The organism is Methylocaldum marinum (assembly GCF_003584645.1).
In the GTDB taxonomy this organism is placed as follows: Bacteria; Pseudomonadota; Gammaproteobacteria; order Methylococcales; family Methylococcaceae; genus Methylocaldum; species Methylocaldum marinum.
This window is the reverse complement of sequence record NZ_AP017928.1, coordinates 428,219-447,513: the sequence shown is the minus strand read 5'-3', so window position 1 is coordinate 447,513 and position 19,295 is coordinate 428,219. Positions and strand designations below refer to the sequence as shown.

15 protein-coding genes are annotated in these 19,295 nt (G+C 57.4%); 7 read left to right on the top strand and 8 right to left on the bottom strand.

Translation table 11 applies throughout. The features are described from left to right. Positions 1 to 23 precede the first annotated feature (23 nt). The 3 genes from sS8_RS01950 to sS8_RS01940 all read right to left on the bottom strand — a co-directional run bounded on the left by sS8_RS01950 (position 24) and on the right by sS8_RS01940 (position 3,068). Complete coding sequence (locus sS8_RS01950) at positions 24 to 785, bottom strand: DUF2182 domain-containing protein (protein WP_145986382.1); 762 nt, start codon at positions 783 to 785, stop codon at positions 24 to 26. A 15-nt stretch (positions 786 to 800) separates the two neighbouring features. Then, complete coding sequence (locus tag sS8_RS01945; RefSeq protein ID WP_119628185.1) at positions 801 to 1,409, bottom strand: DUF1326 domain-containing protein; 609 nt, start codon at positions 1,407 to 1,409, stop codon at positions 801 to 803. Between the two features lie 66 nt (positions 1,410 to 1,475). Next, entirely contained in the window at positions 1,476 to 3,068 is a 1,593-nt protein-coding gene (locus sS8_RS01940) for a sigma 54-interacting transcriptional regulator (RefSeq protein ID WP_119628184.1), read from the bottom strand. A 254-nt stretch (positions 3,069 to 3,322) separates the two neighbouring features. Here sS8_RS01940 and sS8_RS01935 point away from each other — a divergent pair, with 254 nt between their 5' ends. The 3 genes from sS8_RS01935 (at position 3,323) to sS8_RS27885 (ending at position 5,172) form a co-directional block, all read left to right on the top strand. Then, the gene (locus sS8_RS01935) at positions 3,323 to 3,973 is read left to right on the top strand and encodes a DUF938 domain-containing protein (protein WP_179952393.1); all 651 of its coding nucleotides are present in this window, start codon (positions 3,323 to 3,325) and stop codon (positions 3,971 to 3,973) included. Between the two features lie 22 nt (positions 3,974 to 3,995). Continuing rightward, positions 3,996 to 4,727 carry an SDR family NAD(P)-dependent oxidoreductase gene (locus tag sS8_RS01930; RefSeq protein WP_119628182.1) on the top strand — a complete coding sequence of 244 codons (732 nt, stop codon included), beginning with the start codon at positions 3,996 to 3,998 and terminating at the stop codon, positions 4,725 to 4,727. A gap of 280 nt (positions 4,728 to 5,007) precedes the next feature. Beyond that, the gene (locus sS8_RS27885) at positions 5,008 to 5,172 is read left to right on the top strand and encodes a hypothetical protein (RefSeq protein ID WP_170160913.1); all 165 of its coding nucleotides are present in this window, start codon (positions 5,008 to 5,010) and stop codon (positions 5,170 to 5,172) included. Between the two features lie 73 nt (positions 5,173 to 5,245). Here the strand turns inward: sS8_RS27885 and sS8_RS01925 are convergent, their stop codons facing one another. Continuing rightward, the gene (locus tag sS8_RS01925) at positions 5,246 to 6,088 is read right to left on the bottom strand and encodes a class I SAM-dependent methyltransferase (protein ID WP_170160912.1); all 843 of its coding nucleotides are present in this window, start codon (positions 6,086 to 6,088) and stop codon (positions 5,246 to 5,248) included. Between the two features lie 243 nt (positions 6,089 to 6,331). On the opposite strand from sS8_RS01925, the gene sS8_RS01920 reads away from it, so the two are divergent. Next, a complete protein-coding gene (locus sS8_RS01920; protein ID WP_119628181.1) occupies positions 6,332 to 7,987 on the top strand; it encodes an MFS transporter in 1,656 nt (551 codons plus the stop codon). Between the two features lie 410 nt (positions 7,988 to 8,397). Here the strand turns inward: sS8_RS01920 and sS8_RS01915 are convergent, their stop codons facing one another. The 3 genes from sS8_RS01915 to sS8_RS01905 are packed head-to-tail and all read right to left on the bottom strand — an operon-like array spanning position 8,398 to position 9,612. Beyond that, positions 8,398 to 8,619, bottom strand: a complete 222-nt coding sequence (locus sS8_RS01915; RefSeq protein WP_119628180.1) for a DUF2970 domain-containing protein — start codon at positions 8,617 to 8,619, stop codon at positions 8,398 to 8,400. Positions 8,620 to 8,654: 35 nt separating this feature from the next. Continuing rightward, positions 8,655 to 9,083 carry a hypothetical protein gene (locus tag sS8_RS01910; protein WP_119628179.1) on the bottom strand — a complete coding sequence of 143 codons (429 nt, stop codon included), beginning with the start codon at positions 9,081 to 9,083 and terminating at the stop codon, positions 8,655 to 8,657. Between the two features lie 22 nt (positions 9,084 to 9,105). Continuing rightward, positions 9,106 to 9,612 carry a hypothetical protein gene (locus sS8_RS01905; protein WP_232020478.1) on the bottom strand — a complete coding sequence of 169 codons (507 nt, stop codon included), beginning with the start codon at positions 9,610 to 9,612 and terminating at the stop codon, positions 9,106 to 9,108. A 138-nt stretch (positions 9,613 to 9,750) separates the two neighbouring features. Here sS8_RS01905 and metH point away from each other — a divergent pair, with 138 nt between their 5' ends. Then, on the top strand, positions 9,751 to 13,452 hold the full coding sequence (gene metH, locus sS8_RS01900) for a methionine synthase (RefSeq protein WP_119632568.1): 3,702 nt from the start codon (positions 9,751 to 9,753) through the stop codon (positions 13,450 to 13,452). A gap of 516 nt (positions 13,453 to 13,968) precedes the next feature. Here the strand turns inward: metH and sS8_RS01895 are convergent. After that, positions 13,969 to 17,010, bottom strand: a complete 3,042-nt coding sequence (locus sS8_RS01895; protein ID WP_170160911.1) for an AAA family ATPase — start codon at positions 17,008 to 17,010, stop codon at positions 13,969 to 13,971. Positions 17,011 to 17,568: 558 nt separating this feature from the next. On the opposite strand from sS8_RS01895, the gene sS8_RS01890 reads away from it, so the two are divergent. Together sS8_RS01890 and sS8_RS01885 are read left to right on the top strand one after the other, a co-directional pair. Beyond that, a complete protein-coding gene (locus sS8_RS01890) occupies positions 17,569 to 17,820 on the top strand; it encodes a glutaredoxin family protein (protein ID WP_119628176.1) in 252 nt (83 codons plus the stop codon). Positions 17,821 to 17,886: 66 nt separating this feature from the next. Then, positions 17,887 to 19,275, top strand: a complete 1,389-nt coding sequence (locus sS8_RS01885; RefSeq protein ID WP_119628175.1) for a class II fumarate hydratase — start codon at positions 17,887 to 17,889, stop codon at positions 19,273 to 19,275. The last annotated feature ends 20 nt before the right edge of the window (positions 19,276 to 19,295 follow it).

Genomic DNA, 19,295 nt, shown 5'->3' with positions numbered 1-19,295 from the left:
GCCCTTTTTCAAAGTGTCCTGCTTTACAGCCCCAATACGCAGCCCCAGGCTATCAACCCGTATCCGATGAGTTTGCGGACGCTTTCCTGCGCGCCGGGAAGGTAGCGTTCGGCCAGAATCGCCAGGGTAATCAGGCCCATCCATAGAACATTCATGACGCCCACGGCGAACATCACCACCATTTCTCCCCAGCAGCAACCGACGCAAAATAGACCGTGATGCAAACCCAGTCGCAGCCCGCCGCGCCAGCCGGGCCGTCCATGGCTGAGGAGGAATCCCATGGGCGTGCGGCAGTGACTCAGACAGGCCATTTTCCATGGCGTGAACTGATAAAGGCCGCTCACCAGCAAAACGGCTGCGGATACCTTCGGACTTCGGCTGTCCATCATCGGCGTCAGCCAGTTCAAACCGTGGAATTGCCACTGGAGCAGAGTCGCGACAATTCCGAATGCCATCCACAACAGGATATAGCCCAGTATGAACGCCGGCAGATGGATGCGCGCTTCCTGCGGCCGCCCTCGGCCGATCCGGGCTATCAGCAGCACCATCGGCGTAACCACCGGAAGCATCATGGCCAGCATCATGATCAGCCACATCGACGCGGTCAGGCCGAAGTCGCTCAAGGACCAACGCCAAGTACCGGTGGGCGGCATCCACATCCCCTCCATGGGCAAGCTGTTCATTGCCGCCTGCTGCCGATAAAGCGCCCACCACGCGGCGATCGTGGCAGCGCTTAAGCCCGCGGCGATCAGCGGCCCCTGGATAGAGTTCTTCGAAATCCTCACCGAAAAGGCTTTTGACTAGGGGTGATATACAAAGGGCGAGAAATAGCCGTTGCGCCCGGAGAACTCCCAGTTGAAACCGAAGTCCCGATAACGGTACACCTCCGATTTTGCCACGACGGACGGATGAGACGGCACCACGCATAGCGGCGGATTGGCAATGGTAGCTTCGCCCCCGGCGATGCCGTCGATGGCGCGGATGCTCATTTCCGCGACGTCGGACATCAGCAGGCGCCGCTCCTTGCCGAGATTTTCATAAGTCATGGGGACGTGCTTTACACCGAGCACCTGGCCGATAAATCCGGCCAGCAAACCCGGATGTCCGCCGGACTGTCCGGAAAAAATACGGACCAGTGCGTCCGACTGAGAAGCATCCGCACGCTCGTCCACATAAAGTGCCGCCTGCCAGTTGCCTTCCTTCATGTGTCCCGGCGCATAACAGGCCAAAACGGTATTGAGTCCGTCCAGCGTGATGTCTTCCGAATGCCCCTTGTCGATGTGCCAGGCAACCAGCAGCTTGCAGTCTCCCTCGCTGGGAGGGTTGAACCACACGCACGGGCAGGCTGCTTCGCAGTTGCACGCTTCGAAGTAGTCACCCTCCAGGTGCCAAGGATAGGATGTGCTCATGATTCGACTCCGTCAGATATGTTCATTGGATGGGCTTTTCCGGATCTATCCCGGCCAAAAAGCGGTCTATCGATCCTTGATGATTCTGGACCTGTGCGGTCGGAACAGCGACGGATCGATGCGGAGTTCGTTCAGCTTGAGATAGACCGCGCGCGGCGTCAGTTCCATCCATTCCGCCACCCGGTTGACATCGCCTTGAAATTGCTTCAGCGACTGCTCGAGGTATTCGCGTTCCGCGCGCTCCAGGACCTGCTTGCGAATCGCCTTCCAGCCGCTTTCGACAGGAAAAGTGCGGTTCGGTCCGAGTTCGGCGTCGCCGATGAGAGTAGTTTGCGCGAACAATACCGCCCTTTCCAAAACGTTTTCCAGTTCCCGAACATTGCCGGGCCATGAATACGCCCGTAACCGCTCCATGAGTTCCGGCGTTACTCCCTGAACCGGTTTCCGGTAACGCGCGACGAGACGTTTCAGAATCAGGTCGACCAGGTGGGGGATGTCGTCCGGTCGCTCGGAAAGCGGAGGAATCGCCAATTTAACGACGTTGATGCGGTAGTACAGGTCCTTGCGGAAGCTCCCCTCGGCCATCGCATGTTCCAGATCGCAGTTGGTAGCGGCAATGATGCGGGTGTCGACTTTCAAGGTACGGTGCCCGCCCACCCGCTCCAGCTCGCCTTCCTGCAGTACCCGTAGCAATTTCGTCTGTACCGGCGGGGTCAGGGAATCCACTTCGTCCAGGAACAAGGTCCCGCGGTCCGCCCGTTCGAAATAACCCCGATGAATCTCGACCGCCCCGGTAAACGCGCCCTTTTCGTGGCCGAACAGTACGCTCTCCACCAGGCCTTCGGGAATCGCTCCGCAATTCACCGCGATGAAAGCCTTTTCGCAGCGTTCGCTCATCGCATGGATGGCCCGTGCGACCAGCTCCTTGCCGACCCCGGTTTCCCCCCGTATCAACACTGTAGCTGGCGTGGGCGCCACGATTTCCACCGCGCGCAAAACTTCCTGCATGGCGGGCGAACGCGCTACGATAGCCGGCCGCTCGACGCCGGGGAGCTGCTGGCAGCGCCTACCCAATTGGCACCATATTCGGTGCATGCGTTCCTCGATGCGGGCCTGGAGGTCGCTTTCAACAGTTTGATCCGGTACGCGTTCCCGTCGGTCCCGATATTCGATGCCCGGCAACCCCGCTGCAGTCCCGGGATTCAAATGGACCGCCACTTCACAGCCCTCGTGCCCCAGTGCGATTCGCCGTTCCAGTACGACTTTGGCGTAGCCGAAATTGCGCGCCGCGATGGCACCGAAGACGCCGGACGTCATGCGGCACAATTCCGGCGAATTCTTCACCCCTTCGCCGAAGGGACAACTGCTGCTGGCCACCCGAATGCAGTCCGCATCGCTCGAAACCAAGGAAAAATGGCCTCCGATCTTATTCTTGAGTCCGATGATCAAATCCGCGTAGCGCTCTCGATCCAAGGCCTGGTCGAGACCGAATTCGGCACGGAATGTCTCCTCGAAAAACCGGCCCGCGCTGCGAGCAATCCGCTCGATGATCTGCTCCGCCTGCGCGGTGCCCGACTCCTCGCAAAGATCCATCAGTTCGATCACGAAGGTCTGGAGAAATCCTATGGGAGTCAGTTGGGAAAAGCTCGCCGGGTTCATGAACGACACACCGATTGCATCACGGGTTCAACAGCCTAAACCAGTTTTCCAGATCGAGAAATCATTTTTCATTCTTTGAAAAACCATTTCAAATAGGACCCGGTAAAAATGTCTTAATACATTGATATCATTGGACATTGACAGCCAAGCAATGCTGGCACACAAAGTGCGTACGACTGCGCGTCCGCATCTCGGACGCAAACCCGACCCTATAACAAACATCGCAAGAACAACATTCCACGAGGATCTTTATCATGTCTCTAGAACGACCACCTCTCGATCCGCATCCCTTAAGTCCATACGTATCCTGGGCCGGACATCGCAACCGGGACCCGATCCTGGAAGTATTCAAACAGAAATTCCCGACCTCACCGGGCAACGTCTTGGAATTCGCCAGCGGGAGCGGCATGCACATCAACTATTTCGCACCTCATTTCCCGCATCTGACGTTCCACCCGACCGATCTGAACGAGCACGCCCTGGAAAACATCATGCGCGTCACTTGGGAAAACCAAGTCAAAAACGTCGCACGGCCGAGCCAGCTCGATCTGACCCGCGAGGAAACCTGGCCAGACCCGAACGAACGGACGTTCGACGTGATTTTCGTCATCAACATCTTCCAGGTCGCCCCGATTTCCGTCGCTGACGGCATGATGAAATGCGCCTCGCAGCTATTGAGCGAAAATGGCTTCCTGTTCATCTACGGACCATTTATGGACCACGGCCAATACACCACTGAGTCGAACCAGGAGTTCGATCAGATGATCCGTTCAGCCGGGGTTTCCGAATGGGGCTTAAAGGACATCGCCGACCTGGAGAAAGCGGCGAGCACTCATGCCCTGAGCCTAAGGGAGAAGGTCAACATGCCGGCTAATAACTTCGGTTTGATCTTCGCGCGGACTTAACCAATAGAGCGAGTACCTTGACATGAACGACCGTAAAGCCGTCGTGATCGGAGTAGGTCCGTCCCAAGGCTTGGGAGCCGCCCTCGCCCGCCGTTTCGCGCGCGAGGGACTCAAGGTCTATGTCGCCGGCCGTACCCCTCAAAAACTGGAGCAAATCGCGATGGAAATCCGTGCCGCGGGCGGCCAAGCGATTCCGATAGCAACCGACGCGACGGTCGAAGGCGAGGTGATATCGCTGTTCGATAGCGTCTCGGGAGATCCGGGCGAGCTGGACATCGTCGTCTGCAACGTGGACAGCAATCAGCGGGCGCCGCTGCTGGAAACCAGCGGCGACATGTTCCGGCAGCTCTGGCTGCAGAATGCCTACGCCGGCTTTCTGGTGGGGCGGGAAGCCGCACGGATAATGACCCGTCAGCGGCACGGGACTCTGTTTTTCACGGGAGCCAGCGCCTCGCTACGCGCCCGTCCTCCGTTCACTGCCTTTGCCGCAGCGAAGAGTGCGCTCCGGGCGCTTGCCCAAGGCATGGCACGCGAATTCGGGCCGCAGGGCATTCACGTGGTTCATGTGATCATCGACGGCGTCATCAATGGCGAGCGTTCCCGCAACGCCTTTACAGAGTTCGTCGCGCAAAAAGGCGCGGATGGCTTGCTCGATCTCGATGCCATCGCCGACACCTACTGGCTTTTGCACAAGCAGCAACGCAGTGCCTGGACGCACGAACTCGACCTGCGCCCGTTCAAGGAACCGTTTTGATCTCACCCGGCTCGAGCCCAAAGCTGCAACCCGTATGAAGCGCAACGAAATGCGGAATTCGGAGCTCGTTAAATCCCGCATCCCGTAAGCTTCATACGGGCCGCTCGTCCGGTTCCCGATGATTGGTGCCGGTTTTTCCTGAAACGCATCCTTATTCCTGCCGACAAAGCTGGCGTTCGGTCGCCGCCGCGGATCATGCCACTTTTCCTCGATCGCTATTCCTGCCGTTCGGCGCGGTCTAACATAAGTCAGTTTCCCCGGCTTTCGGAGATCCGTCGCCATGGATACCTATATTTTGACGCTGGGAGCGCTGCTCACAGCCGTTCTCGGGGCTTTCCTCATCGGCGCCATTCCCTACCCTTACGGTTGGCTGGTACTGTCCGCACTGCTCATCACCCGATGGTTGCAGCTCAAGCAGAACAAGGATCGTCCCCCTCGACCTTGACTTACGATCCGGACATTCGAGAACAGATTGGCGAAATCCGCAGCGTGACAGCGTTCCAGCCCCGCCCGAATGTCTATTTGATAAATTTCAGCGTCATGCGGTCGCTCTCCCCGATAGCAACGTAGCGTTCCCGATCTTGGTCGCCCATCCGCAAGTTCGGCGGTAGAGTCCATACGCCTTTCGGATGGTCCTTGGTGTCTTTCGGGTTGGCGTTGATTTCGGATCTGTCCGCCAGTTTGAAACCGGCTTTCTCCGCCAGGGCGACCACATGATCTTCGGTCACATATCCGCTTTTCTTGATTTCCTCGGGCAGAGTTCCCGGTTTGGCCCGATGTTCGACGACGCCAAGCGTACCACCCGTTTTCAGCGCCCGATACATGGCTTTAAACATATCGTCGGCGGTGCCGTCCGCGATCCAGTTGTGTACGTTTCGGAACGTCAGCACCATATCGGCTGTGCCCGGCGGCGCGAAATCGGCTTGTTTCGGATTCTGCATCGAAGTCAGCACGACCTGGTCATAAAACTGGGGTCTCGCTTTGAGCTTAGCTTCAAACGCGGTTTGCATCTTGATGGCGTACTCGGGCAGGCCGGGCCGGGCCGGGCCGAAACCGACGGCATAGAGTTTTCCCCGGTCGCGCAGGACGGGCGCGAGAATTTCGGTGTACCAGCCGCGTCCGGGCGAGATTTCGACAACCGTCATATCCGGGCGGAGTCCGAAAAATTGCAGGGTTTCCTTGGGATGCCGGTATTTGTCCCGTTCACGGTTTGCAGGGTCTCGATGATCGCCCTGAAGCGCTTGGTCCAGCGCTTGATCGAAGCTGGCGCTTTCCGCCAGTACCGGCTCGGCGGCCATTACGCTGACCAACGCACCGAATGCGAAGGCCGTGAACATTTGTGCCAAGGATTGCGATTTCATGCAGGTCTCCATACTTTTCAAGATTTGTTTGAGGTTCTCATTCGCTGCCGGCGCGGAGCTCACCGCGTCGTATCCGAGCGACCGGCCGGTTCTATCAGAATCGCACGGTGAGGTAAACCGCATCTCAAGGAAAAACCACGGTCCTGACACGATTCGGAAGGTTGCTCCCTTTCAAAGGGCTCCGGGCATCCGACAGCATGTTCTACAATCGTTTCAAATATTCGACGACGGAGAAGAATTTCTATGCAGTGGAAAGATTGGCTCGACCGCAACGTTCTCGACCTCGGCCGCCAAATGCGGCTTAGCTATCTCCCGCCCCTCATGGTTTACATGGCTGCCGGCATCTCCGGACTGACCGACATCGTCGGCACTTTCTTCGTCAAGGAGTATCTCGGTCTGTCCGCCGAGTTTCTCGCCGCCCTGGGTTTTTGGATGATGCTGCCCTGGACCCTGAAAATGCCGCTGGGCCACCTGGTGGACTTGATCTGGCGCCACAAGTCCGGTCTTATCATTCTCGGCGCCGGACTGCTTTCCGCCAGCGTTTTGATCATGATCGGCCTGATCGGCAGCCCGGACGCCATGCGAGAGCTGCTACCGATCGAAACCTGGTTCGTTCTCTCCGCATTGCTGGGGCCTATCGGCTACGTGATACAGGACACGGTGGCGGACGCCATGACGGTAGAAGCGGTGCCGCGCGTGGATAGTAAAGGAAAACCGGTCGACGAGAAACAACTGCGTCTGGCCCACACCACCATGCAGACCTTGGGCAGAGTAGCGATCATCGGCGGGACGGTACTGGTGGCGGCAGTCAACGTGTACCTGTTCAGCGGCGTTGAATCCCTGAGCCAGCTCGAGAAGGCCGCCGTTTATCTTCAGATATATCGGCTAGCCCTAATCATCCCGGTCGTTTCCGTTCTGGGTGTGGCATTGGCTGCGATTTTCCGCTGGCGCGATGCACAAAGGCTGGCTGCCCAAGGCTTTGAATTGGACCAGATCGAGCGCCTTCTCGGGAGGCCTCTGGACGAACTGCCCGAGGCAAACTGGTGGATTCTGGGGGGCGGTCTGGCGTTCGTCGTGTTCTCGGCCGGAATGGGACTTGCCACCATACCGATGAACGAGGAAATCATATTCGCGGGCTCCCTCGCCATCGTACTCTTCCTGTTGCGGCAGCTGACACGAGACCTGCCCGAGCGCGCCCGCAACGAGCTGTACGCCACGGCCATCGTGATTTTCGCATTCAGGGCAATTCCTGCGACCGGAGCCGGTTCGACCTGGTGGATGATCGACGAACTCGGCTTCGATCAGCAGTTCTTGTCCGAGCTTTCGCTAATCGCCAGCGTACTGACGCTGTTTGGCATGTTCATCTTCCGCCGGTTCATGGCGGAGCGCCCCATCACCTATATCATCGCCGCCTTGACCATTGCCGGCGCTATCCTGTTTTTGCCGAATATCGCGATGTTTTATGGACTTCACCAATGGACGGCGGCTCACACCGGCGGCATCGTCGACGCTCGGTTCATCGCCTTGATCGATACGGCGCTCGAATCGCCCCTCGGTCAGATCGCCATGATTCCGATGCTGGCCTGGATTGCCAACTCGGCTCCGGCGAAGCTCAAGGCAACCTATTTCGCGGTCATGGCTGCGTTTACCAACCTCGCTCTCGCGCTTTCCAAGCTTGGAACCAAGTACCTGAACCAGGTCTTCACGATAACCCGAGAAGTCCGCGACTCGACCACGGGTACAGTCGAAATTCCCGCCGATTACAGCGAACTCGGCGCATTGTTCATCACCGTCACCATCGTCGGCACGGCAATGCCGATCGCAGCCATCTTCTTCGTCAAGCGTACGCTCTTGGCGGAACCCAAACCTGAACCCGCCGCACAGCTTGAACGCTATTGAACACGGAAATGGACGTTTTCCTTCAGTAGCCGGTGTCCGGCGTGGAGTCGGCGGCCCGGTTCGTAACGTGATCGTTGGGAATATCGGCCATCCTAGACCCTTTTTATATCCACCCCACGGGAACTCGCGAGTAGGTCGGCAACCATTGCCGCCGCCTCCTGGCCACGGCGTTCGTCGGCAAAGGATTGCCGACGAACGCTTGAGCCGACCCACCCCGGCCGAAGGCGCGAACTCAAAACGGCCGGAATCCATGCGTCTTTGCTATGCCATGCAAGCGTTCAACTGCCGTTTCCAGGATCCCGGAATCCGTCGACCGATCGTCTGGACCACGAACACTCTCAGTCCCGCACAAAGAAAAACCCCGAGGCATACGCCCACAGGGTTCCGAAAGGCATGTCCGTCGACGCGCTCTAAGTCCCGGCGGATTTGATCACCAGATTGACCACCGCAATGACGGCTGCCACGAACAGCACTGTAAAAATGATCCCGGCGATGATATAGGCCTTGGCCGAGCCGGCCGCGAAATCGCGCTCACGGTTCGCCGAACTTTGAACGCCGAAAGCCGCCGCAATGACACTCACGACAACCTGAAATACCGTGGGTTTTTTTAAATTGGGATCGCCCGAACTCATAACTCTCCTTTAAGACTTGCTGAACTGAACGTACTCTAAGACGCGGGCGTGTTCTTTTTGTTCAAATAGAATTTAACGCCGAAAGCAGCCACGGTAACAAAAACGGCAATGGCGATCGCGATCGCATTACTGCTGATCATTTCCTCATCCACGTTGAAAGCGTAAGTCCGCACATAGGTCGAGATGAAGTACAGGGTCTGTACCGTGGCTATTGAAAAGAAAAACGACACCAAGAATTTATCGAGCGCCTTATACTCGGTAAACTCCAAATGGTCGAAGAACAGTTTGGTGATCGAGTAGCCCGGCAGAAACATGATAAACAGCGTGATGAGGACCCGCTTCGCATAATAAAAGGGCGATGTGGTCGTAAACAAGGACATCAGTACGATAAAGATTGTGCTGAACCCCAGTATGCCCAGCCACATCGTTCGGTCGTTCTTGTTGAACTGCAAAAACTTGTTCATGTCTGATTTCCTCTAATAATAATTATTGTTTTTTAAAGAAATAGAATCCTTCGATACCGCCTTTCAGGATCATTTGGTCAGACGTCTTTTCGTAGACGATATAATCGATCGTTTTCCCCGGCCGGCCCGGATCGTCCGCTATGATTTTTCCGTCCACGACTTTGTAGGTCCATTCATAGCGATCCTCCTTGCCGAAGTGCCGGTTGAAACCCGACGTGACGACAGTGCCATCAGACTTGAATTCCCAGGTCCTGTTCTCATCGATCTTGGGTTTATTGAGTGCCGGTGCCACCGACTCGAGACGCCAGGTACCGATAATTTCACTGTTATCCTTTAGCAGGACCTCGCCCAGAGCGGTCGTCCCAATGGCTCCAACAAGCCAAATCAGCCCGGCTGCGCCGAAAGCTCGAAAATTCATAGTTATCTCCCCGGAACTGGTATTGTAGCGGTGGCTGTTCCCCGCAAATCCAAAGAAGCATTGCGCGGCGGAATGGCTCACTATTATTGAAAGCGAGCCGAATTTTGACATCTTTCATTTCCTTAAGGCAAGGAATTCGCCGGTTTACTCCGCGTGAACCGGTTTATCGCCCGCCCATCTGTATCTAAAATAGAACTCTTTGCCGCCGAACGCCGGCTCGAATTTTTCCTTACCTCGGAAGATCCCACGATGAGCGATTTGAACGCCCGCACCGCACTACTGAGACAACTTCTTTCCGAAAGGATTCTGTTCCTGGACGGCGCGATGGGTACCATGATCCAAAGCTACAAGCTCGGCGAAAGCGACTATCGCGGGGAGCGATTCACCGATTGGCCGAAAGATCTTAAGGGCAACAACGACCTGCTGTGCCTTACTCAGCCGCAAATCATCCGGGCCATTCACGACGCTTACCTGGAAGCGGGTGCGGACATCATCGAGACCAACACCTTCAACGCCAATACGGTCAGCCTCGCGGACTATGGCATGGAGGACTTGGCTTACGAACTCAATGTGGCCGCAACCCGGCTGGTGCGGCAGGCGGTCGACGCCATGTCCGCGAAGACTCCGGACCGGCCGCGGTTCGTCGCCGGCGTGTTGGGGCCGACCAACCGCACGGCCTCGATTTCCCCGAATGTCAACGACCCCGGCTTCCGCAATGTTGGCTTCGACGAATTGGTAAACGCTTACCTCGAAGCCACGAAAGGCCTGGTCGACGGCGGTGCGGACATCATCCTCATCGAAACGATATTCGACACGTTAAACGCAAAGGCTGCCGTCTTCGCCGTCGAACAGTACTGTGACGAGCACGGGCTGCGCCTGCCGGTCATGATCTCCGGCACGATTACCGATGCCTCCGGCCGGACTCTCTCCGGTCAAACGGTCGAAGCTTTCTGGAATTCACTGCGCCACGCACAACCTATTTCCATGGGCTTCAACTGCGCGCTGGGTGCAAAGCAGCTCCGGCAATACATCGAAGAGCTCTCACAGATCGCCGACACCCATGTCTCTGCCCACCCCAATGCCGGTCTCCCCAACGAATTCGGCGAATACGACGAATCCCCGGAAGCCATGGCAAAGGAAATCGCCGAATGGGCCGAACTGGGATTCCTGAACATCGTGGGCGGCTGCTGCGGCACCCGGCCGCCGCACATCAAGGCCATACGCGACGCCGTGGAGCATTTTCCGCCGCGTCGCATTCCGCGCTTGGAAGCCAAGTGCCGTCTGGCCGGACTCGAGCCCCTGAACATCGGGCATGGATCCCTGTTCGTCAACGTGGGTGAACGCACCAACGTCACCGGCTCGGCGGTGTTTCGGCGCCTGATCCGCGAAGAAAAATACGAGGAGGCGATAGACGTCGCCCGCCAGCAAGTCGAAAACGGCGCACAGATCATCGACGTCAACATGGACGAAGGTATGCTGGACTCGCAAGCCGCCATGGTCCGTTTCCTGAACCTGATCGCTTCGGAACCGGACATCGCCCGCGTGCCGGTGATGCTGGACTCCTCCAAATGGGACATCCTGGAAGCGGGGCTGAAATGTCTTCAGGGCAAGGGCATCGTCAACTCGATCTCGCTGAAGGAAGGCGAAGACGCTTTCATCCGCCACGCCAGGCTGGTTCGGCATTACGGCGCGGCGGTCATCGTCATGGCCTTCGACGAGCAGGGCCAGGCGGACACCCGCGCGCGCAAAGTGGAAATCTGCTCCCGCGCCTACAGGATTCTCACCGAGCGAGTCGGATTTCCGGCTGAGGACATCATCTTCGACCCCAATATTTTCGCGGTCGCCACCGGGATCGAGGAACACAACCGTTACGGCCTCGATTACATCGAAGCCGTACACCAGATCAAGGAAACCCTGCCCCATGCCCTGGTTTCGGGGGGCGTCTCCAACGTGTCCTTCTCATTTCGCGGCAACAACGCGGTGCGCGAGGCGATCCACGCCGTTTTCCTCTACCACGCGATCCGCGCCGGCATGGACATGGGAATCGTCAACGCCGGCCAGCTTGCGATTTACGAAGACATTTCGGTAGAACTACGTGACGCCATCGAGGATGTAATCCTCGCGCGCCATCCGGACGCCACCGATCGGCTTCTCTCCATCGCCGAGAAATACCGGAATGAAGGCGGAGCCGTCGAAAAGAAAGAAGACCTCGCCTGGCGCCAATGGCCGGTCGAGAAACGCCTGGAACACGCACTGGTCAAGGGTATCGACGAATTCATCGAGCAGGACACCGAGGAAGCCCGCCGGCAATACGCCCGCCCCTTGCACGTCATCGAAGGTCCTCTCATGCAGGGCATGAACGTGGTCGGCGACTTGTTCGGCGCCGGCAAGATGTTTTTGCCGCAGGTCGTGAAATCCGCCCGAGTCATGAAGAAATCGGTCGCTTACCTGATGCCGTTCATGGAAGCGGAAAAAGGCGGCGGCCCAGCTCAATCAAACGGTAGAATCCTGCTGGCGACGGTCAAGGGCGACGTGCACGACATCGGCAAGAATATCGTTGGCGTCGTGCTGCAGTGCAACGGATTCGAAGTGATCGACTTGGGCGTCATGGTGCCGTGCGAGAAAATCCTTGAAGCGGCGCGCGAGCACGACGTCCACATCATCGGACTCTCCGGCCTGATCACGCCTTCTCTGGACGAAATGGTCCATGTCGCCAAAGAAATGGAGAGGCTGAATTTCACTCTGCCGATCCTGATCGGAGGCGCGACGACCTCGCGTGCCCACACCGCGGTCAAGATCGAACCCAACTACAGCGGCCCCGCGGTGTATGTGACCGACGCCTCGCGCTGCGTCGGGGTCGCGGGAAGCCTCTTGAGCGAGGATTTGCGGGACGATTTCATTTCGCAAACACGCCGTGAATACGATGAGGTGCGGCAACGCCACGCGGGACGGAAAACGCATAAACCGATGCACGAGATCGCCGCCGCGCGCGCCAATGCCTTCCATGGCGACTGGCACCACTATGTGCCGCCACAACCGACATTCCTGGGCATTCGGGTCTTCGACCGTTATCCGTTGCGTGAAATCGCCGAGTCCATCGATTGGTCGCCGTTTTTCCATACCTGGGAACTGGCCGGCAGCTTTCCGAAAATTCTCGACGACGAGGTCGTCGGAGAACATGCGCGCACCTTGTTCAAGGACGCGAGAGCCATGCTCGAAACCCTGGTTGAAGAAGAATGGCTTATCGCCCGCGCAGTGGTCGGATTCTTCCCGGCCAATGCATTGGGCGACGATATCGTGCTGTACACCGGCGATGCGCGGAAACAGCAACGAATGGTCCTTCACCACCTGCGCCAGCAAGCCGTCAAACCGCCCGGCCAGCCCAATTACTGCCTGGCGGATTTCGTGGCACCGATCGAGAGCGGGATACCCGACTACATCGGCGGCTTCGCCGTGACCGCCGGCCACGGCATCGAAAAGCATCTCGACCGGTTCGCCGCAAATCATGACGATTACAGCAGCATCTTGCTCAAGGCTCTTGCCGACCGGCTCGCGGAAGCCTTCGCCGAACTGATGCACCGTAGAGTTCGGCGCGAGTTCTGGGGTTATGCGCCGGACGAGCGGTTCAGCAACGACCAATTGATCGCGGAAGCATACCGGGGTATCCGCCCAGCCCCCGGCTATCCGGCTTGTCCGGATCACACGGAAAAGGCCATGCTGTTCGAACTTCTGGCCGCAGAGAGGAATAGCGGCATCCGACTGACGGAATCTTTCGCGATGTATCCGGCCTCTTCGGTCAGCGGCTGGTATTTGGCGCATCCGGCAGCGAGATATTTCAATGTCGGCAAAATCGGGCGCGACCAGGTGGAGGACTATGCCGGGCGGAAAGGTCTGCCGCTCCGGGAAGCCGAACGGTGGCTGGCTCCGATATTGGCTTATGAACCGGATTAAAGCGTTTTCATCTCGCTCATACGGCAAAACAGACTTGGCGGAAGTCGTTGGCGCCTACGGCCAGGGTATCGACTCAAACATTGGATACGGTTATCGTTACTCGTTCCGGTCATCTCCTTTCAGATAACGAGTTTTAGCCCATGCCGTGCACACTCGGTCGGCAATCCCTTGCCGACGAAGACGCTGGATCGGGCCCTGTAGGTCGGGAAAGGATTCCCGACCTACAGGGTGGTCCGGTCGTAGGTCGGCAATCCCTTGCCGACGAAAGCGCTTGGTCGGGCCCTGACGTCGGGAAAGGATTCCCGACCTACAGGGTGGCCCGGTCGTAGGTCGGCAATCCCTTGCCGACGAAGACGCTGGGCCGGGCCGTGACGTCGGGAAAGGATTCCCGACCTATTCGGGAATTCCAAGAGAGCCGCCAAAATTTTGGTTTGGTTAACGCGGAATCGCTAGCTCTTGAACTCTCTGCACGACAGTGAGCCTGGATAAGCACACAGCGGGCTGCCATGTTCAGGATCATTCGCAAGCACCGTTCAATAGCGGATGCTGCAACAGCGACTGGCGTAAGGCATCGGCCTGATCCATGGAGTCGGCCAAACGCCTGAGCACCTCGGCGCTGCGGCAGCGGTAGGTTTCGGCTTCCTGAAGGTGTCCCTTTCGACTATCGAGTTTCGCCGCAGTGGCATATACCTGCCATTCCGCAATGGGAGCCTCGACCTTCCCGAGAAAGGACAGCGCTTGCTCGACTTCGGCACTTGCCGTATCGAGCGCGTTTCGTCCTATGGCTACTTCCGCCAACAACCGATGTCCGAGGGCGAGGTAAGCCGGATCAGGAGGCAAGGCGGCGAGCTCGCAAAGCTTCCCAGCCTGTTCTTCCACATTTTCCCATTGATCTTGCGTGAGCCAGTACTCGCCGCTGCCCAGGTAAAAGAGCGGACGGAGATACCAATCCATCAATCCCTGACAGGCCTCCAGCAATTGATCGGCTTTGAACAGATTTTCGAAGGCTTTGGCGTATTGCCTCAAACCCAAATGAGCCGAAGCCAGCCGGATTAATCCGAAGAATTCGCTCGACGAAATCCGCTGGTCCTGCACTTTTTTTTTGGCGGATTGACACAGGTGCAGCGCGCCTTGGTAGTCGAACGCCAGTTCATGTATCCAGCTCATCAGCAGAGTGAAATGATTGATCGCAAAAACATTTCCGTTGCGATCAGCCATTTGTAAGGCATTGGCGGCATGGCGCCGGGCCTCGCCGAGCTCTCCGAGATGGATCAGCGACCTTATGCGCAAGGCCTCGCAAATCAGGTATTTCAACGCGTCGCCCCGATGCTGCGCAATCTCTCTCGCCTCGTGAGCCACAGCGATCGCCGAGCGATAATCGCCCCGTGCGTAATTAAAATTGGAATGCAAGGCGAGTTCAGAATTGAGCATTTCGCGATTCTGCGTGGCACGCGCCAAATCCAGAGCCCGTCGGCTATCCTGAATGTAGTCGTCGCTCCACCCTTTCAAGGTGTTATGCCATCCGGCATAGGAACCGACGATGTAGATTTCGATCATCTCGTCGTTCAAGGTTCGGGCACGCTCGACCGCCTGAGTTACCAAAGCCAGGCAACGGGGCCGATCGACCCAATAATAGACCCGGCACTGTTCCATCAAGGCATTGAGCTCCCAGAGCGGGAGTCCCGCCGCGGCGGCGATCTCGCGTACGGACACGAAGTCCTGCACCGCGCCATCGGCATCGTCCATGGAACGCTTCACCACGCCCCGTTTGAGCATCAATTTCATGGCGAGTACATCGCGTTCCTCCTTCGGAAGAGACTCGGCCAGGCTCAGCGCATGACTGAAATAGTGTATGGCTTCCCGATTGGCGTATCGGTGTAGAGCATTCTCCGCCGCCAGAGACAGATATGAGATGGCCTTGGACGATTGCCTGCCCAGCTCGAAATGATTGGCCAATTCCGCCGCGATCTTTTGCGCCTTCCCGCCGTAGCTGTTTTCCAGCCATTCCCCCGTTGACCGGTGCAATTGCATGCGGCGCCCGGGCGCGAGGCGACGATAAAGGATTTCACTGTAAAGAGAATGGCGAAAACAGTAACGTCCCGCGACAACCCCATCCGGCCACTCGTCGGCACCGCATGAATCCAGCATCTGTCCGCGCCGGCTGAGTTCGTCGCAACACAGTTCGACCGTCGCCAAGTCTTCGCCCGACACGGCGGCCAGCAGTGCCGCAGACCATTCGGTGCCGAACACGCTCGCAATTTCGAGCAAGCGCCGTTCGGAGCTGCTCAATCGGTCGATCTGTGCGTCTATCATTTCGAGAAGACTGTCGGGTATCACCAGATTGGCGCTCTGATCGTAGACGCCGGACGACAATCGCCCCAAGCCGACCAAATGATCCACCAGATTGACCATGAAAAAGGGATGCCCTTCGGTCCACCGGTAAAGGGACGACGACAAGGCCTCATGCGCACGATCTTCGGGGTATCGCAAGGCCAGATATTCCTTGATTTCGTCCTCGCCCAAGCCGCTCAAGGCCAGCTCCGCGCATAAGCCGCGCGCCTGTAATTCCTGCCTGATCCGCCGGATCGGGTGTTGGTTCAATGTCACGTCGACCGGCCGATAGGTCGCGATTACGAGCAATTGAGCCGGCGTACTCCGGCGCCCCAGTAGGGAAATCAGATCGACCGTGGCGAAATCGCCCCAATGCAGGTCGTCGATAATCAAAACCAGGGGGAATTCGGTACTGATGGTTTCGAACAATTCGGCCGCTTCCCGCAGCATTCGGGCACCGGTTGCACCGAGCACGGCCTGACTGAGCTTTTCCTTATCATCAGGCGTCAAAAGTGACGTCATTTGCATCAGCCAGGTCGGCGCATGACGGTGTAAGCGGTCGATCAACTGCGGTCCGCCGGGATCTCGGCATTTGGCTTCCAAAGCTTCGAGCAATGCCATGAACGCCTCTCCCGCGCCACAGGTTTCAACGCACCGGGCGCGCAATAAGCCTAGGTTCGGACAATCGACCCCGGCCAGAAACATATCGATTAGCGTGGTCTTCCCTATTCCGGCTTCACCGGTGAAGAAAACGATTTGGCGCTCGCCGCGCTTAACCCGCTCGAATCGGGTCTTCAGCCACGCCAACTCCCTGCGCCTTCCTACCCAGTGCGTCGAAATAGCACCACTACCGAAGCGATGGACCGCCAACGGCAACATCGCCGGCACGCGAATTTCCTGGCCGTCCAGCTGCCACACCTCGGCGATGAAACGATATCCGCGCTTTGCTATCGTCTCGATATAAGTCGGTGACTTCGGATCATCCGCCAGAATTTTACGCAATTCGTTGATGCTTCCTTTCAGCACCGATTCGCTCACGTGACGATGATGCCAAACCGCATCGAGCAAGGCATCCTTGGTCAACAGCCGACCTGGGTTCAAAAGCAAATAGTGCAATAGTTCGAAAGCTTTCGGCGGCAAGTTCACGGTTTCCGTGTCTCGCCACAAGACCGCATTGTCGGCGTCCAGCCGAAATGGGCCGAACACCAGCTGCTTACCGATTTCCATGCCTATCGACTCCGACATTCGCGATAGGCCGAAACTTCGCCGCTTTTTGACGATTGTCAAGCCTCCGCATGTCAAGTACGAAACAAATACAAGCAATAAACATGCAGCTCCAATACATCATTAAAGAAACATTCCCCCTTCTGGAAATCGGCAAGGGCTGAGGCAAGGCTCATATCGTCAATAAACCGAACCGCAATACACCGGAGCGGCCGTAAATCCTCCTCGCCCGCAGTGCCAAATTGTCTTATCCGTTTTACCTTCTTGGTATGAAAATCACCGGAAAGATTAACCGGGCAAATCACCTAAAGTCGAGTAAGCTGGCATAAATATAGCCGCCGTAATAACCTTTCCTTGCCGGGGACATGCCGATCGAACTCCAAATTTCTGCTGTTGGGGGAGGTTTCAACGCCGTAAAATGGAATGATTAAGCTGCCGTATTCATCGAAAAGTGTCGCTCGGGCATCGCTCATTGCCTCAATCACCGAGGCCGGGGCAGCGCGCCATCGACTCGAATGGCAAAACGCGAACTTAAGGCTGTAATCCAGGAGAACGAGCAACTTGATCCGACTGATACTTTACGGAACACATGGCTGCCACTTGTGCGAAGACGCAGAAACCATGCTGTCTAACGTGATTCAGGCGCATGGCGCAGAGATTCGGATCGAAACGATAGACATTGCCGAGATACCCGGGTTGGAATACCGCTATGGCCTGAGAATTCCGGTACTGCAGGAATTCCATTCCGGCGCCGAACTCGGCTGGCCGTTCGACGAAGAACGGGTCTCGGTTTTTCTACGAAGCCTGGCGTAACTCCGATCGACCGAACTCCCGGCGGGCTATCAGACCCGATTACATTCCCAACCGATCTTCAGAGTCATGAACCAAAACGCTTTCCGCATCGAAAAAGACAGCATGGGCGAACTGCAGGTGCCGGCCGACGCTCTTTATGCCGCCCAAACTCAACGCGCGGTCGAAAATTTTCCGATCAGCGGGCTCAAAATGCCGCCGGCCTTCATCGCGGCCGTAGCCCTGGTGAAACAATGCGCTGCCCGGGTCAATAAAGACTTGGGCCTGTTGGAGCGCGGTATTGCCGAGGCTATCGAGCAAGCGACTCAGGACGTCATCGACGGTCGCTACGCCGACCAGTTCCCGGTTGATGTATTCCAGACCGGTTCCGGCACCAGCACCAACATGAACGTCAACGAAGTGATCGCCACCCTTGCCTCACGAAGCAGCGGACAGAGCGTTGGCGCAAACGACCATGTCAACATGAGTCAAAGCAGCAACGACGTCATTCCCACTGCAATCCACGTCAGCGCCGCTCTTGCCGTCAATACACAGCTCATCCCCGCGCTGGAGCACTTGCAGGCCACGATAGCCTACAAAGCACAATCGCTCGAGCAGATCGTCAAGACCGGGCGCACCCATCTCATGGATGCCATGCCCCTGACCCTCGGCCAGGAGTTGTCCGCCTGGGCGCTGCAAATTCAAAACGGCGTCGAGCGCCTGCGCGCCGCTTTACCACGCATTTACAAACTCGCGCAAGGCGGCACCGCGGTTGGTACGGGCATCAACGCCCATCCCGAATTCGCGATAAAAATCGCGGAGGCACTGGCCGACGCAACGGGCTTGCCGTTCGCTCCCAATGTCTCGTTTTTTGAAAGTCTGAGTTGTCAGGACGCTGCGGTGGAATTGTCCGGCCAGATGAAAACCGTGGCGGTCAGCCTGATGAAAATCGCCAATGACCTTCGCTGGATGAACTCAGGCCCCCTCGCCGGCCTCGGCGAAATCGAACTCCCTGCCCTGCAGCCCGGGAGTTCCATCATGCCGGGCAAGGTCAATCCGGTGATCCCGGAAGCGGTGTGTATGGTCGCGGCACAAACCATCGGCAACGATGCCACCATTACCATCGCCGGCCAATCCGGTTCGTTCCAGCTCAATGTCATGCTGCCGGTCATCGCCTACAACCTGCTTCAGAGCATCGATATCCTGGCAAACGTCTCGCGTCAGTTGGCGGACAAGGCGATCGCCGATTTCACCGTGCGCACGGACAACATGCAGAAAGCTCTAGCCTTCAATCCCATCCTGGTTACCGCATTGAATCCCGTGATCGGTTATCTGAAAGCGGCGGAGATCGCCAAGGCAGCCTACAAACAGCAACGGCCGATCATCGATGTGGCTGCCGAAATGACCGGGATTCCACGCACGGAACTGGCCGTACTTCTTGATCCGGCGAAGCTGACGGAGGGAGGGATACAGGGGTGAGAAGCCGAGTGCACCACATA